At 69.4% G+C, this 16,430-nt stretch carries 12 protein-coding genes; 6 read left to right on the top strand and 6 right to left on the bottom strand.

The genetic code is table 11. The annotated features are described in order from the left end of the window. Positions 1-50 precede the first annotated feature (50 nt). Positions 51-1,781 carry an HNH endonuclease signature motif containing protein gene (locus tag BN976_RS29830; RefSeq protein WP_036377219.1) on the top strand — a complete coding sequence of 577 codons (1,731 nt, stop codon included), beginning with the start codon at positions 51-53 and terminating at the stop codon, positions 1,779-1,781. Here the strand turns inward: BN976_RS29830 and BN976_RS29825 are convergent. The 3 genes from BN976_RS29825 to BN976_RS29815 are packed head-to-tail and all read right to left on the bottom strand — an operon-like array spanning position 1,778 to position 5,806. Continuing rightward, positions 1,778-3,202, bottom strand: coding sequence for a WS/DGAT/MGAT family O-acyltransferase (locus BN976_RS29825; protein WP_036376951.1), 1,425 nt, complete (start codon positions 3,200-3,202; stop codon positions 1,778-1,780). The two genes, BN976_RS29830 and BN976_RS29825, sit on opposite strands and share 4 nt — an antisense overlap. Positions 3,203-3,226: 24 nt before the next feature. After that, entirely contained in the window at positions 3,227-4,684 is a 1,458-nt protein-coding gene (locus BN976_RS29820; protein ID WP_036376949.1) for a protein adenylyltransferase SelO, read from the bottom strand. A gap of 9 nt (positions 4,685-4,693) precedes the next feature. Further along, complete coding sequence (locus BN976_RS29815; RefSeq protein WP_235622177.1) at positions 4,694-5,806, bottom strand: hypothetical protein; 1,113 nt, start codon at positions 5,804-5,806, stop codon at positions 4,694-4,696. Positions 5,807-6,001: 195 nt separating this feature from the next. On the opposite strand from BN976_RS29815, the gene BN976_RS29810 reads away from it, so the two are divergent. Continuing rightward, on the top strand, positions 6,002-6,895 hold the full coding sequence (locus BN976_RS29810; protein WP_036377213.1) for a mycobacterial-type methylenetetrahydrofolate reductase: 894 nt from the start codon (positions 6,002-6,004) through the stop codon (positions 6,893-6,895). 6 nt (positions 6,896-6,901) lie between these two features. Here BN976_RS29810 and BN976_RS32265 read toward each other — a convergent pair whose 3' ends face one another. Both BN976_RS32265 and BN976_RS29800 read right to left on the bottom strand, forming a co-directional pair. Further along, complete coding sequence (locus BN976_RS32265; RefSeq protein WP_011782886.1) at positions 6,902-7,471, bottom strand: hypothetical protein; 570 nt, start codon at positions 7,469-7,471, stop codon at positions 6,902-6,904. Positions 7,472-7,486: 15 nt separating this feature from the next. Continuing rightward, entirely contained in the window at positions 7,487-8,137 is a 651-nt protein-coding gene (locus tag BN976_RS29800) for an MspA family porin (protein ID WP_011782885.1), read from the bottom strand. Between the two features lie 216 nt (positions 8,138-8,353). Between BN976_RS29800 and BN976_RS29795 the strand changes: the two genes are divergently transcribed. Both BN976_RS29795 and hrpA read left to right on the top strand, forming a co-directional pair. Further along, positions 8,354-8,653 carry a hypothetical protein gene (locus BN976_RS29795; protein WP_235622176.1) on the top strand — a complete coding sequence of 100 codons (300 nt, stop codon included), beginning with the start codon at positions 8,354-8,356 and terminating at the stop codon, positions 8,651-8,653. 25 nt (positions 8,654-8,678) lie between these two features. Continuing rightward, positions 8,679-12,611 (top strand): ATP-dependent RNA helicase HrpA, encoded by a 3,933-nt coding sequence (gene hrpA, locus BN976_RS29790; protein WP_011782883.1) that lies wholly within the window; start codon positions 8,679-8,681, stop codon positions 12,609-12,611. 36 nt (positions 12,612-12,647) lie between these two features. Here the strand turns inward: hrpA and BN976_RS29785 are convergent, their stop codons facing one another. Continuing rightward, positions 12,648-14,309, bottom strand: a complete 1,662-nt coding sequence (locus BN976_RS29785; protein ID WP_011782882.1) for a helix-turn-helix domain-containing protein — start codon at positions 14,307-14,309, stop codon at positions 12,648-12,650. A gap of 93 nt (positions 14,310-14,402) precedes the next feature. Between BN976_RS29785 and BN976_RS29780 the strand changes: the two genes are divergently transcribed. Then, positions 14,403-15,872, top strand: a complete 1,470-nt coding sequence (locus BN976_RS29780) for a hypothetical protein (protein WP_011782881.1) — start codon at positions 14,403-14,405, stop codon at positions 15,870-15,872. Then, on the top strand, positions 15,854-16,207 hold the full coding sequence (locus tag BN976_RS29775) for a hypothetical protein (protein ID WP_011782880.1): 354 nt from the start codon (positions 15,854-15,856) through the stop codon (positions 16,205-16,207). Before BN976_RS29780 ends, BN976_RS29775 begins: the two co-directional genes overlap by 19 nt. Positions 16,208-16,430: the final 223 nt, after the last annotated feature.

Here is a 16,430-nt window from a genome sequence, read left to right as displayed (position 1 = left end):
CGAGAACTTCTGCCCCGGATTTGTCACCGGCCCGATCTATGCTCGAACATGTGTTCGATGAGTCGGTGCCGGAGCCCGCCCGGCTCGCTGGGCTGTCGGCGGCCGAGCTGATCGACGCCGCCCGCGCCGGCGCCCGCGCCGAGAACGCCGCCTGCGCCCGCAAACTGGCCGTGATGGCCGAGATCTTCACCCGCCGCACCCAGCTCCCCGCCCAGGATCGGGAGGACTGGTGGGTCGACCCCGAAGCCGCCGTGCTCGCCGAACTGGCCGCCGCCCAGAACATCACCGCAGGGCTGGCCTCAAGCCAAACCCACCGCGGCGTCGCGCTGCGGGATCGGCTGCCCAACGTGTTCGCCCTGTTCCTCGCCGGCCTGATCAGCGACCTGCTGGCCCGCACCATCGTCTGGCGCACCGCCCTGATCACCGACCCCGCCCTGATGGCCGCCGTCGACGCCGAACTCGCCGCCCAGATCACCACCTGGGGCCAGCTGTCGGCCGCCAGAACCGAACTGGCCATCGACGCCCTCGTCGACCGCCACGACCCCGACGGCGTCCGCTCCACCAAGAACTCGCAGGTGTGCCGCACCCTGGAATTCGGCATCCCCGTCGACAGCCCCGGACTCACCACCATCTGGGCCCGCATCTTCGCCGGCGACGCCGCAGCCGCCCAACGCCGCATCGACGACATGGCCCACAGCGTCTGCCCCGACGACCCCCGCACCCTCGACGACCGCCGCATCGAGGCCTACACCGCCCTACTCGCCGGCATCACCACCCTGACCTGCCACTGCGGAAACGACGACTGCGAAGCCACCGCCGCGCCCCGACCCGGCCGCGACACCACCATCTACGTCCTCACCGACACCACCACCGGCAACACTCCTGCTGCCGACCAGGCCGACCAGAACACCCGCGATCGCAACGAGGCTGAACCGGCCACCGACACCACTGGCAAGGCCAAGAACGAGAACGAGGCTGCCCGTGAGGGCGAACGCGAGGACGCGGCTGCCTCCGAGGACCGCGACGGGACCGAGCAGACGCCTGCGGCAAAGCAGAACGTCCGGCCGCACACCGCGCAGTGCCGGTCGGCCTACGTGTTCGGCGCCGGCCTGGCCCCCACCGCGCTGCTGGAGGCCATGTGTGAGGGCGCCACGATCCGCGAGATCACCCACCCCGGCCCCGACTCAGCCCCCGAACCGCGCTACACCCCCTCACCGGCGCTGGCCGCGTACATTCGCTGCCGCGACCTGACGTGCCGCTTCCCGCACTGCGACACACCCGCCACCCTCGCCGACATCGACCACACCGTGCCCTACCCGGTCGGACCCACCCACCCGTCCAACCTCAAAACCCTGTGCCGTTTTCATCACCTTCTGAAAACGTTCTGGCTCGGCGCCACCGGCTGGCGCGACCGCCAATACCCCGACGGCACCATCGAATGGACCGCACCCACCGGCCACACCTACACCACCTACCCCGGCAGCCGACTGCTCTTCCCCGCCCTGTGTGCACCCACCGCCACCCTCTGGACCGGCGAACCACCCCAAACCACCCTCAGCGCGCGGCGCGGGGCCATGATGCCGAAACGGCGAAACACCCGCGCCCACAACCGCTCCCGCTACATCGAAGCCCAACGACGACGCAATCGATCCGAGAAGATCTGCACCACACGATCAACGGATATCGCCAGAGGACGCGACATCCTCTACCGCAACACTCTCCACCAATTCCACCCGCCAGGGCACGAACCCGACTACGGGAACGACCCACCACCCTTCTAGGACGAGGCGGCTTCCAGCTCCCCGAGGGCGTCGCCGGTGTAGACGGCGAGCCGCTGCAGGCGCGGCAGCCGGTCGCGGCAGCCGACGAATCCGAGATTCATCGTGTCGGCGTAGCTCTGCAACGTGATGTTCAAGGCCATGCCGTGGATCGGGATGGACACCGGAAAGGTCGCTTCCAGGCGAGAGCCGTTGAAGTACAGCGGTTCTCGCGGCCCGGGCACGTTCGACACGCACAGGTTGAAGGTGTGCGGCCACGGCGGGTTCACGCCGGTCAGCGCACCGGCTATCTGCCCGCCGGCCGGTGCGAGCAATGCCGCACTGTAGGCGATGATCGCCGCCGGGGACATCGATTGCAGCTGAGCCTTCGACGCCCGGGTGGCGGCGGTGATCACCGCAAGGCGTTCGACCGGATCGTCGATGTCGGTGCCCATCGGCGCGAGGATCGCACCGACCGCGTTGCCGCCGCCCTCGTCGCCCTTCGGCCGGACATTGACGGGCAGGAACGCGATCAGAGACCGGTCCGGCAGCTCGTCGAGGTCGGCGAGGAACTTGCGCAATCCGCCGCCGATGATCGCCAGCGCCACGTCGTTGATCGTCGCACCGTGCTGCGAGCTCAACTTCTTCAGCCGGTCGAACTCGTACTGCTGGGTGGCGAACCGGCGGTTGCGGCTGATCCGGGCATTGAGGATGCTGTGCGGCGCCGACGCCGACCCGGAGATGCGCCCGAAATCGCCGTCGCGCCTGATCTGCGTGTTGACCAGCGCCGACGCCAGATCGACCGCGGAACCGACACCGTCGGACACCGTCGAGCCGACCGCACCGAGCGCCCGCAGCGTCGCGGTGACCGGATTGGACGGCTGCGCGCCGGCCCCTGCAGGCCGGCTCCGCTTGGGTATCGGCACGTTGAAGAACATCCGGGCGTCGCGCGTCTGGGGATCGGTCGACAGGCTGCGGCCCAGCATCCGCATCGCGGTGTAGCCGTCCACGAGGGCGTGGTGGATCTTCATGTACAGCGCGAAGCGACCGCCCTCAAGCCCCTCGATGACGTGCAGCTCCCACGGCGGCCTGGTCAGGTCGAGATGGTTGCTGTGCAGCCTGGACACCAGGATGCCCAGCTCCCGCTCGTCGCCCGGGCTGGCCAACGCCGACCGCCGGACGTGATAGTCGAAGTCGAAATCCGGGTCTGTCACCCAGGTGTGCAGCGGGCTGAACTGCAGCCGCGGGTAGGCCAGCTTTCGGTTCCACGGGGGCACCACCGCCTGGCGGCGTGCGTCGTCGACCATCTGTCGCAGATAGTCGCGCGGCGCGTCGGCGGGCGGGGTGAACGGCAGAAGCCCGGCGACGTGCATCTTCGAGCTCGACGTCTCGCCGTAGATGAACATCAGATCCTGCAGTCCAAGGCGGACAGTGTTCGAGCTCACGCGTGGCACGCTACGCCCGCGCCGTCACGTTCCACAGAAAGTTTGGAACGAGGCGCTGAACTCCTTCTCTCCCGGTTCGGCGAAGCGCTCCCATCCCGGCCGCTCCTCGAAGGGGGCGGTGACCGCCGCGAGCAGTTGCTGCAGCGGTCCCAGGTCACCGCCGGTGGCCGCGGTGAGCGCGTCCTCGACGAGATGGTTACGCGGGATGTAGACGGGATTGACCCGATCCATCACGGCGGGGTTCGGTTCCAGGGCACGCCAGCGGCCCAGCCATTCGTCGAAGGCGGCGAGATCGATGAACTCGCCGCGCACCGGCTCGGCGTCACCGCGGGCCGCACCGGCCAGCAGCCGGTAGAACAACGTGTAGTCGATCTGGCTCTGCTGCATCTGGGGCAGCAACTGCTCGATCAGGGGCGTCACCGACTCGGCCGGCGCACCCGGCACCCCGAGCTTCGCGCGCATCCCGTCCGTCCACGCCGTCTCGTACAGCCCGGCGAAGGAGTCCAGGGAAGCCTCGGCCAACGCGATCGCCGCGCCGGAGTTCTCGTGGATCAGCGGAAGCAGCGTCTCGGCGAACCGCGCCAGGTTCCACAACGTGATCGCGGGCTGGTTCCCGTAGGCGTAACGGCCCGAGCTGTCGATCGAGCTGAACACCGTCGCGGGATCGAAGGCCTCCATGAACGCGCACGGTCCGTAGTCGATCGTCTCGCCCGAGATCGTCATGTTGTCGGTGTTCATCACGCCGTGCACGAAGCCCACCAGCATCCACTGGGCGACCAGCTTGGCCTGCGCAGCGCTGACGGCGTCGAGCAGCGCCAGGTAGCTGTTCTCGGCTACGGCGGCCGCGGGATGATGCCGTGCGATCGCGTGATCGGCGAGCCTGCGCAACAGGTTCACGTTGCCCTCGCGCGCCGACACCGCGGCGGCGTACTGAAACGTGCCGACCCGCAGATGACTCGACGCGACCCGCGCGAGCACGGCGCCGGGCAGCACGGTGTCCCGGTACACCGGGCGACCGGTGGCCACCACCGCCAGCGCCCGCGTGGTCGGGATGCCGAGGGCGTGCATCGCCTCGCTGATCACGTACTCCCGCAGCATGGGGCCGACCGCGGCCAGTCCGTCGCCGCCCCTGGCGAACGGTGTCCGCCCCGAACCTTTGAGATGCAGGTCGCGTAGCCGGCCGGTGCTGTCGACGAGCTCGCCCATCAGCAGCGCGCGACCGTCACCGAGCCGCGGCTGGTACCCGCCGAACTGATGGCCTGCATAGGCCTGCGCCGCGGGGGTGGCATCCGAGGGCACGACCGTGCCGGTCAACAAGCCCAGCCCGTCCGGGCCGCGCAACCAGTCCGCATCGACACCGAGCTCGGCGGCGAGCGGCTCGTTGACCACGAGCAGCTGCGGCTGGGGCGCCGCCTCGGCCTTCCACGGCACGGCCAGCTCCGGGAGCTCGCCGACGAATCGGCCCTGCAGTGCGAGGGTCACTCACCCAGCCTACGGAGCCGGCCGGATCACGGCGATCGCGTCGACGTCCGACGCGATGGAGACACGGCGCGCACTCTCCTCGAGCACCAGCGTGCCGACCGGATCGCCGGGTGCGTCGCTGCGTGGCAGGATCAGCGCCTGCTGGCCCGCCGCGACCTCCGCGGTCTGCAGCGCCGACGTCGGCGGGGTGGTCTGCGCGATCTGATCGCCCGCCACCTGCCACACCACCGGGGGATAGGTCTGCGGTTCACCGCACTGCCAGGTGGTCAGGCTCAGCTTCGGCGCACCCGTCTGAGGCCACCACAGCTTGGTGACCCGCGAGCCGGCGTTGACGTCGGGACCGGCCACGTCGAAGGTCTGCTGCGTTCCGTCGGCATCCGACGTCACGATCGCCGCGGTGCCGCAGGCGCTGTCCGTACTGCGGTACAGCGCATACGCCAGCGAGGCCCCGTCGGGGCTGAGCCGGGCCACCGAGACCGGACTGTTCGCGTCGGCCTGGCCCAACGACGTCGGAGGGCCCGGGCCGCGGACCGCGTACAGCGTGTCCGGGCCCCCGAACGGCGACGGCGGGGCCTCCACCCGCGCCACGACGGCGGTACCGCCGCGGGCCACCAGCAGCCGCGGTTCGCCCGGCCGCACGCCCGCGACAGGAGGCAGATCGACGATCTGGTGCAGTTCCGGCTGGGCTTGCGGGTCGGCCAGGTTCAGGCGCATCAGCCGGTTCGGCTGCTCCCACCACAGGATCGTGGACCCTCCCGCGGTGCCCAGCGCGGGACCCACCGTCACCGGTCGGGTCGTCGCCTTACCGGTCGCGACCTCCAGCGTGACCAGATGGTTGTCCGTGGTCCGGGAGAACACGAACTTCTCGTCCTCGGTGACGATCAGGTCGTTGGACGGCTCGAACGTGCCGGGTGCCGACGCCGCCACGGTCGTGCCGTCGACGATTCCGAGCTGGTCGGACGCGCGGAACGCGAGCAGGGGCCCCGTGGGTAGGGGCGGCGGCGTGGTCGTCGGCTCGAACGGGGACCGTGAGCTGGTCGGGGTCGCCGACGTCGTCCCGGGCGAGGTCTCCAGCCCGGAACAGGCGGCCAGCAGCCCGGCGATCAGGACGAGGGTCGCCACCAGGGCGGGACGGGTTCGGTGTCTGTGGTTTCTCTGCAGCATCTTCATAGGCGGTCTACCCCATGAAAGCTCACTGAGGTCGCCCGTGCCGCCCCAGGTATGGTGATTTTTCCCGGCCTGCCGGGGGATGCGAGGCCACGACGATGAGGTCGGCGGGCCGCCGGGGAAAGCCGTCGTCAGATGTGGAGCAACGCCGTGAGCCTGAACACCATCGCCCTGGAGCTCGTGCCGCCGAACGTGGAGCGCGGGCGTGAGCAGGCAATGGAGGACGCCGAGAAGGTGTTGCGGTGTTCGGCCGAGGCCGGGCTGGCGGGCCGGATCCGCCACGTGATGATCCCGGGGATGATCGAGGAGGACGGCGACCGTCCCATCGAGATGAAACCCAAACTCGACGTCCTCGACTTCTGGAACATGATCAGGCCCGAGCTGCCGGGCATCAAGGGCCTGTGCACCCAGGTCACCGCCTTCATGGACGAGGCCACGCTGCGCGGCCGGTTGACCGAGCTCCGCGACAGCGGCTTCGAGGGGATCGCGTTCGTCGGTGTGCCCCGCACGCTCAGCGACGGCGAGGGGTCCGGCGTGGCGCCGACGGACGCGCTGTCGATCTTCGACCAGGTCGTCGAGAACCGCGGAGTCATCCTGATCCCGACACGCGAGGCGGAGCACGGCCGGTTCAACTTCAAGTGCGACCGGGGCGCCACCTACGGCATGACCCAGCTGCTCTACTCGGACGCCATCGTCGGATTCCTCAAGGAGTTCGCCGCGTCCACCGACCACCGGCCCGAGATCCTGCTGTCGTTCGGGTTCGTCCCGAAGGTGGAGAACCGGGTCGGGTTGATCAACTGGCTCATCCAGGATCCCGGCAATGAGGCCGTGGCGCGGGAGCAGGAGTTCGTCAGGACGCTGTCCGACACCGATCCGGCGGGCCGGCGGCGGCTGATGACGGATCTGTACAAGCGCGTCATCGACGGGGTCGCCGACCTCGGCTTCCCGCTCAGCGTGCACTTCGAGGCGACCTACGGGGTGAACACCGCCGCGTTCGAGACGCTGGCCGAGATGCTGGCCTACTGGTCGCCCGACAAACCTTGACGGCCCCTACTGTGGGCGGGGCCCGTACAGGCCTTCGACCCCTTCGCGGATGGTTCCCGGCGTCTCCAGGATCGGGGCGGGATAGCCACCCGGGGTGGACAGTTCTTCGGGTTGGCTCGACTCGACCGCCACCGGATCATGCGGCGTACCGGCCGGATCCTCGCCGGCGAGTTCGCCGGCTATCCCGGCCCGGACGTCGATGCCCGCGTTGGTCGGTTGGGGCGGTTCGGCACCCGCCGAGATCCCGTAGCGGGAGTTCGACGTCACCAGCGGGCCCGCGGCCTGCTGAGAATTGCCGAGGCTGCTGCCGGGCAGTCCCGCCGACTTCATGCCGGTGTCGACGGAGGCGCTGATGCGCGTGCCGCGCGAATCCGTCGCCGGCGGCGGCCCCACCGCGATGACGTTGTACGGGTAGGAGAAGCTGCCGGGCTCGACGTCGGGAGCACCGATGACATAGCCGGGGGTGTCGGGCAGGATCACGGGGTTGCTCGGCTGTGCGCTCGCAGTGGCCGCCAACGGCAGCGCCGCGGAGGCGACGGACGCCGCGAGCGCCAGGTGTCGGCTGAATCCGTGCATCGATTCGCCCGCCTCTCAGATCTTGATCGGGTCGCCGTAGATGGCGAACTGGGTGTGTGCAGCCTCGGTGGAGACCCGCAAGTAGGCGTATGACCGGATCGTCACGTCTCCGCCGCAGGCGTCGGCCTTGATGTGGATGTTGTCGATGTCGAGCATCGCCTGACCGCTCGGGCCGAGCGTCATGTTCGACAGAGGCAGGTCCACGATCACTCCGGGCTGCAACACGGTCTGGACGAAGCCCGCGGCGCCGCCGTTGACGCCGACCGCCGCGCTCGGCAATATCCCGCCACCCAATCCGAGCGAGCCCACCGGACCGAGCCCGGCGGTGCCGCCGTACTGCAGACCCGCGGACACGTCGGACTGGCAGCCGAGTTGGTACCCGAGAATGAAGATGCTGTCGGTGATGGGGTTTGCGCCGCCGACGGCGGTCGCGGTCGCCGACGCCGTGACGAAGCCCTCGCGGGAGTTCTGGGCGTTGGCGAGATTGGGTATCGAGTTAACGACCTCATTCTCAATCCGAATGTTCAGATGCCAGCCATCTCTGGACACCTTGTCGTAAACCTGTGGACGCATCGGGACCGGATCGGCCTGTACCACAGGAACTCCCGCCACGAGAGCGAGCGCGGCCGTTGCCGCCGCGGTGCCTGCACGAATACGCCACCGCACGTGCGTCTCCCCGTCGTCGGGCCGGCCGGCTAACGCAGGCGGCAATTACCTCGCGCGGCGCAATCTAAGCAGACGCATCGCCCGCGCGCTCTCCGTCCGTCGGTCCAGCCGATCGCGATGAGAATTCCGCGCGTGCGGTGTCTACTTGGGTATGACCGCCGAAACCCGCCGTCGCGCATGAACGCTCTCGTCCGCGGGGGCGGGACCGTGCTGGCCGTGACTTCGGCTGTGCTGCACGGGGCGTCATTGTCCGTGTTGACGTTCGCGATGGCCGCCGCGTGCCTGTACTGCGCCTACGAGCTGTGGCGGTTCGACACCGTGCGCAGCTGGGTGCTGGTCGCCGTGATGAACATCGCGATGATCGCCGTGCACCTTCCGCTGATGGGGCACCACGGCCATACGGCCACACCCGGTGCGGGCATGGGCACCACGATGGCCGTGGCCACCGTCGTGGCGGCCGCCGAGATCATGCTGGCCGCGGCGGTGCTGTTCGCCCGCACCCGCGCGCCGGGGTGACGATCGCCCGCCTATCGTTGCGGGAGTGCCCGAACCGTCCCGCACCGATGTGCGCGCCCTGCGTGCGCGGCTGGACGATCTGACGATCAGCGACGCCGCCCGCCTCGGCCGTCGCCTGCGCCAGCTGCGCGACCCGTCGGAAGAACAGCTGGGCAAGCTTGCGAAGCAGTTCGACACGGCGGAAGCGCTGGTGGCTTCCCGCCTCGCCGCGGTGCCGCAGATCAGCTATCCTGACCTGCCGGTCACCGAGCGGCGCGACGAGATCGCCGCGGCCATCGCCGCCAACCAGGTCGTGATCGTGGCGGGCGAGACCGGCTCGGGCAAGACCACGCAGCTGCCCAAGATCTGCCTCGAGCTCGGGCGGGGTATCCGCGGCACCATCGGCCACACTCAGCCGCGCCGGCTGGCCGCCCGCACCGTCGCGGCGCGTATCGCCGAGGAACTGGGCACCCCGCTGGGGGAGGCGGTCGGTTACACGGTGCGGTTCACCGATCAGGCCTCCGACCGGACGCTGGTCAAGCTGATGACCGACGGCATCCTGCTCGCCGAGGTGCAGCGGGACCGCCGGCTGCTGCGCTACGACACGTTGATCATCGACGAGGCCCATGAGCGCAGCCTCAACATCGACTTCCTGCTCGGCTACCTGCGGCAGCTGCTGCCGCGGCGACCCGACCTGAAGGTGATCGTGACGTCGGCCACGATCGAGCCGGAGCGGTTCGCGGCGCACTTCGCCGGAGCGCCGATCGTCGAGGTGAGCGGACGCACGTATCCGGTCGAGATCAGGTACCGGCCTTTGGAAGTCACGGTTCCCGGTCAGGACGGCGAGGATCCCGACGACCCCGACCACGAGGTGGTGCGCACCGAGCTGCGCGATCCCACCGAGGCCATCATCGACGCGGTGGCCGAACTGGAGGCGGAGCCACCCGGAGACGTGCTGGTGTTCCTGTCCGGTGAGCGTGAGATCCGGGACACCGCGGAGGCTTTGCGGGCGGTGGTGGACCCCGGCCACACCGAGGTGTTGCCGCTCTATGCCCGGCTGCCGACCGCGGAACAGCAGAAGGTGTTCCACCCGGGCCGGACGGCACGCCGAATTGTGTTGGCCACCAACGTGGCCGAGACGTCGCTGACGGTCCCGGGCATCCGGTACGTCGTCGACCCCGGGACGGCGCGCATTTCGCGGTACAGCCGCAGGACCAAGGTTCAGCGGCTGCCGATCGAACCGATCTCGCAGGCCTCGGCCGCCCAGCGGGCCGGCCGGTCGGGCCGCACCGCGCCCGGCGTCTGCATCCGGCTGTATTCGGAGCAGGACTTCGAGGCCCGGCCCCGATACACCGATCCGGAGATCCTGCGCACCAACCTGGCCGCGGTGATCCTGCAGATGGCCGCGTTGGGGTTCGGCGACATCGAAGGTTTCGGGTTCCTCGACCCGCCCGATGCGCGCAGCATCCGCGACGGCGTCGCGCTGCTGCAGGAGCTCGGCGCGTTCGACCAGCAGGCCGATCTCACCGACATCGGACGCAGGCTGGCGCAGATTCCCGTCGACCCACGCCTGGGCCGGATGATCCTGCAGGCCGACGCCGAGGGCTGTGTGCGCGAGATGCTGGTGCTGGCTGCGGCACTGTCGATTCCGGACCCGCGGGAGCGGCCCGCCGACAAGGAGGAGGCGGCCCGGCAGAAGCACGCCCGCTTCGCCGACCAGCATTCGGACTTCACGTCGTACCTGAATCTGTGGCACTACCTGACCGAGCAGCGAAAAGAACGCTCCGGCAGCTCCTTTCGGCGGATGTGCCGCGACGAGTTCCTGCACTACCTGCGGATCCGGGAGTGGCAGGACCTGGTGGGTCAACTGCGTGGCATCTGCCGCGATATCGGGATCCGGGAACAGGACGAGCCGGCTGATCCGGCCGCGGTGCACGCCGCACTGGCGGCAGGACTGTTGTCGCACGTCGGGATGCGGGACACCGACGGCCGCAGCTACCAGGGTGCCCGCAACGCCAAATTCGTCCTCGCCCCGGGCTCGGTGCTGAGCAAGCGTCCGCCGCGCTGGGTGGTGGTCGCCGACCTGGTGGAGACCAGCAGGCTGTTCGGCAGGACCGCGGCGCGGATCGAGCCCGAGACCGTGGAGCGGGTCGCGGGGCACCTCGTGCAGCGGACCTACAGCGAGCCGCACTGGGATGCCGAGCGCGGCGCGGTGATGGCCTACGAGCGGGTCACCCTGTACGGCCTTCCGCTGGTGGCGCGCCGCCGGGTCGGATACGCGCAGGTGGACCCGGAAGCCGCGCGGGACCTGTTCATCCGGCATGCGCTGGTCGAGGGGGACTGGCAGACCAAACACCACTTCTTCCGCGACAACGCAAGGCTGCGTGAGGAACTCGCCGAACTGGAGGACCGGGCCCGCCGTCGGGACCTGCTGGTCGGCGACGACGAGGTCTTCGCCTTCTACGACGCCAGGGTGCCCGCGGACGTGGTGTCGGCCCGCCACTTCGACGGATGGTGGCGCAAGCAGAGGCACCGCACACCCGGGCTGCTCACGATGACCCGCGACGATCTGCTGCGCAACGAGGCCGGAGCGGAGCAGCCCGACGCCTGGCAGGCCGGGGACCTGTCGTTGCCGCTGAGCTACCGATACGACCCCGGCTCGGCCGATGACGGTGTGACCGTGCACGTTCCGGTGGATGTGCTGGCCCGCCTCGGTGGCGACGAATTCGCCTGGCAGGTGCCCGCGCTGCGCGAGGAGCTGCTCACCGCGTTGATCAAGTCGCTGCCCAAGGACCTGCGCCGCAACTTCGTGCCCGCGCCGGACACCGCACGGGCGCTGCTGGCGTCCATCACTCCCGACAGCGGGCCGTTACTCGACGCGATACAGCGTGAATTACGGCGTCGCACAGGAATTCTGGTGCCCATCGATGCGTTCGACTTGGACAAGCTGCCGCCGCACCTGCGGGTCACGTTCGCGGTGGAGGCCGCCGACGGCACCGTCGTGTCCCGCGGCAAGGATCTCGGCGAGCTGCAGCAGCAGCTCGCCGCGCCGTCCCGCCAGGCCGTCGCGGCCACCGTCGCAGGTGATCTGGAGCGCACCGGTCTGCGCGACTGGCCGCCGGAGCTCGACGAGCTGCCCCGTGTAGTGGAACGGAAAGGCGCCACCGGGCACCTGGTCCGCGGCTATCCCGCGTTGGTGGACGCGGGGAAGGCGGCCGACATCAAGGTCTTTGCGACGAAGGCCGAACAGGATGCGGCGATGGGCCCCGGCTGTAGGCGGCTGTTGCTGACCGCGGGGCCGTCGGTGACCAAAGGCGTTGAGCGGTCCCTGGATACCCGCACACGCCTGGTGTTGGGCACCAACCCGGATGGATCCCTGGCGGCGCTGATCGACGACTGCGCTGCGGCGGCGGTGCAGGTGCTGGTCCCCGCGCCGGCGTGGACGAGAGAAGAATTCGCCGCGGCTCGGAAAAGGCTGGCGGCCAACATCGTTGCGACCACCGCCGACGTGGTGCGTCGGGTCGAGAAGGTGCTCGTCGCGCTGCACGAGGTCGAGGTCGCGCTGCCGTCGAAGCCCACCCCTGCCCAGGCCGACGCGATCGCCGACATCCGCGGGCAGCTGGCTCGTCTGGTTCCGCCGGGATTCGTCGCCGCGACCGGCGCGGCCCGGCTGGGGGATCTGGCCCGCTACTTGACCGCCATCGGGCGTCGGCTGGAGCGGCTGCCGCACGCACCCGCCGCCGACCGGGAGCGGATGGAGCGCGTCGCGGCGGTCCAGGCCGAGTACGACGATCTGCGCCGCGCGCTGTCGCCGGGTCGCGCGGCGGCGACCGATGTGCAGGACATCGCCCGCATGATCGAGGAGCTGCGGGTGAGCCTGTGGGCGCAGCAGCTCGGTACCGCCAGGCCGGTCAGCGAGCAACGCATCTACCGGGCCATCGACGCCGTCGGCGTCGCCGGGCCGGGCGGGGGTCGGTGAGCGCGCAGGCGTTGGCGCTGCGCGGATCTCCGGCGGCTAGCTCAGCGAGGCGATCCGGGACACGGTGAGCGCAGCGGTGAGCCGCAACAGATCCGCGGGTCGCGCCAGGCTCAGCCCGGTGAGTTCTTCGAGTCGGCGGACGCGCTGCGCGACCGTGTTGGGATGCAGATGGAGCGCCTGCGCGGCGGCGCGCCGGTCCAGACCGTGCTCGAGAAGTACACGGACGGTGTGCAGCAACTCGGTCGAGCGTGTGCGGTCGTAGTCCACGGCGGGACCGAGCACCGCGGACGCGAAGTCGCGGAGCCGGGCCGGGTCGTCGAGTTGCAGCAGCAGGTGGTCGATGGTGGGTTCGTCGAGATCGATGACGGTCGCGGTGTCGCGGTCCCCGGCGAGGTCGAGGGCGCCCCGGACCGTACGGAAGATCCCGGGCAGTTCCCGTGCGGCGGCCTGACGCGACACCGCAGCCGTGGGGGCCTCGGGAATCGTTGCGGCATTGAGGAACTCGAGTAGACGGTGCGCAACAGGCACGGCCGGGCCGGTATCGGCCGGCCAGACGAACACGAGGTCGCCACGATGCAGAGCCACGAGTGGGTGCGGCGTCACGCCTGCGGTGAAGCGGTCCGCGGCCGCGAGCGTGCGCTCGTCGGCGGGACGCAGCGCGATCAGGCTCTGGACACCGGACAGGTCCCAGCCGAGACGGCGGGCGCGGTCCAACAACGCCGGTATCCCGGCGTCGTCGGAGCTGAGCAGGTCGGCCACCAGGGACCCTCGTATCCGTTGTTCGACCTCGGCCGCGGTGCGTGCGCGCAACAGCTCGAGTGCGGTGACGACCGTCGCGTGTTCGACGGCGCGCACATCGAGCCGGGAGAGCTCGGAATCCGAAGCTGCCACATGGATTCGAGCCACGGGTGAGCCGTCCAGGGTGACCGTGGCGACGACGTGGTCCTGGGCGCGCGGGTCGGGTGCGGTCCAGTTCGCGTCCGTGAGCGGCTCGTCGTAGACGTCCTCGATCAGCACGCCGCGGCCCAGTAGCTCCGAGAGCGCTGCGGCGACACCTGACACACCTTCCCCCCGCAGCGCGGTCGCCGTCAGCAGCGTGTGCACCTCCTCGGCGCGGCGTAGCTCCCGGATCGTGGCTTGTTCCTTCGCGCGGAGTTGTGCGGTACCCAGCGCGATCGCGACCTGGGTTGCGAGGGTGGTCACCAGGCTGACTTCGGCGCGGTCGAACCGGTGGGGCGCGGTCCGGTATCCGTTCAGCGCGCCGACCACTGTCCCGGGCCGGCGCAGGGGAGCCGAGATCAGCGCCCGGTAACCCTGCTCCTGAGCCACGCCGCCCCAGGTGAAATCCGGAACCAACTCGATGTCCTCGAGCGTGACCACGTCTCCGGTGCGGTAGGCCAGGCTGGTCGGCGCCTCGTGGTCGCCGCGGACGTCCAGCAGGATCGGGCGATTCGCGTTGACCTGCGCGATGTAGTCGGCGGAGAGACCGTAGGAGCCCTCGATCGTCAGGGCCCGCCCCTGCTCATCGGGGAGGAAGACTGCGCAGAAGTCGTAACCGAGAAGCGTGCACGCGGTTCGGGCCACCCGGTCGAGCACCTCGGCGACCGGTTCGTCGCCACCCACGGCCTCGCCGATCTCGGCCAGCGCGCTCAGCCAGTGCTCAAACGGAAGAGCGGTCGAGAGTGTGCGTGAAGACATAACGCCCAGAGTAAGTGTGTGGCCGCAGACATTGCCTGAGGTGTGTCTAAGGCAAAGTGCTAACCTGCTCGCCGCACGGTCCCAGGAGGACGATTGAGCACCGACAACGCCGCACTTACCGCCGTGGTTTTCGTGCACGGTTTGCTCGAACGGCGGCCGATGGACATCTTCGACGATTTCGCCAAGACGGTGTTGCCCCCGCGCCAAGGCCGGTGGGAGTACTACCCCCGACCCGTCGAGATCACCGACTCCTACGAGGCGCGCCGCTACGTCGCCCCCTCGGCGGGGGTCGAACTCTACGAGTACGACTGGTCATTCCTGATGACGAGCACGCGCTACGCGGGACTCATGCCCGCATTGGCACGATTGTTCCTGCGTCGGCCTGGCCACGTGCCCGACCAGATGTTCGGCATCTGGCGCGCCGTGTGGCTGGTGCTGCTCGTGCCGCTGGCCGTGCTGTTGGTGCTGCTGGTTGTGGGCGGCTACTTCCTGCAGACGGGGATGGCCGGGTGGATCATCGGGCTGGTCACCAGCGTGGTGGTCCTCAGCGTCGCCTTAGCGGTGTTCCGGATGGCGCCCCGGGCGTTGACCCGCAGCTTTCTGACCACCGGTTTCGTCAACGTCGCGCGCTACTTCGACCTGATGGCGCCCGAGTCTCATGCCGCACGGCGGGCGATCCGCGGCGGGCTGGTCGATCTGTTGTACACACTGCACCACGGCCGCTACGCACGGATTGTGGTGCTGGGCCATGGCATCGGCGGCTACATCGCCTACGACGCGCTGACCACGCTGTGGGAGGAGATGCACGAACTTCGTGCCGCGCCGGATGCGACGCCCAGTGGTCTCGGATCGTTGGGCGGCCTGGAGGCGGCCGCCGACCGGCTGTCCGTCGACCCGGGCTCGCGCGGTCTCCTCGATGACTTCCAGGCCAAGCAGTTCGGCTTGTGGCAGGACTTGAGGGCGCAGGGAAACCCTTGGCGAGTAACAGATTTCGTGACAGTCGGAACGCCGATGGCGTTGGCCGACCTGTTCGTCGGCCGGCCGCCGATCTTCGCCGGCCTCAGTCGCTCCGATAGTCGGCGGGGCGAGCTCTTCGACCGGCTCACCCGCAGGGGCGTGGTGGTGCGGTGCCCACCTCGGTCGGAGGCGTCGGCCGTCGACGATGTCGAGCCCGGACCGGCGAGCTATAGCTCGGGTGCGTCGGGCGTTCTGGGGGCGCAGTCGCCGTTCGCCGTGACCCGCTGGGCCAACATCTGGTTTCCGGTGCGGCGCGGCGGCATTCGCGGTGACTGGTTCGGCGGTGTGCTGCGCCCGTTGTTCGGGCCGGGGATCCGCGAGATCGCGGTCAGCGGCAATCGTCCGGAGCGGCTGAAGCCGGGGGTGGCGCAGACGTGGTACTTCAGGCAACCCGATCGTGACGCCGAGGGTGACGTGGCGTTCCATCTTCGCGAAGTTCTTGCCCTGGAAGATCATTCGGGACTCGATGCCTCGATGAACGCACCTGAGCCCGATCCCGCGACGGTCGGCCGGGTGGTGTATCGCTCGTGGCAACGCAGCATGTGACGACCGTGCGGGTGGTGTGCGCGGTGTGCGCGATCGCCGCGTTGCTGCTGGCCGTCACCGCCGGTTCGGATCTGTACTTCGCCGGCTACCCGGACTCGCACTTGACCCACTACGACAGTGCGGCCGAGATGCCCAAACGGGCTCTGATGTGGGGGGAGTGGGGATTCGTGCTGCTCTTCGGTGTTCTCGCTGTTGCGCCGGTCAGCGCACGGGCCCGCAGCATCGGATTGCTCGTCGGTCTGATCGCGATCGTCCTCGTGGCCATGGTCCAGTGGTTCGGCATGCCTTGGTATTTCATCACCCACCTCGGCATCGACAACGGAATCGGTGGTTAGCGCGTCGGCGCCGGAAGGGGTAGCGCCGCCGGGTGGTTGGGACGCAACGACCCCACCAGCGCCGTGCAGGCCACCCGCACGGACTTCTGGATCCCGAACCCGGACGGCAGCTTCATCGGAGAGCGCACCCTCCTGAGTTTGGACACCCCGGCTGATTCTCGCGGTCGGTAGTCGCTTGACCTGCAGCGTTGCTCTGGTGGGTGGGTGTTTTGGGGTACTAACC

This window comes from Mycolicibacterium austroafricanum (assembly GCF_000612725.1).
Classification (GTDB): Bacteria; Actinomycetota; Actinomycetes; order Mycobacteriales; family Mycobacteriaceae; genus Mycobacterium; species Mycobacterium austroafricanum.
The sequence above is the reverse complement of the archived record's forward strand: the minus strand, read 5'-3'. Positions and strand labels throughout refer to the sequence as shown.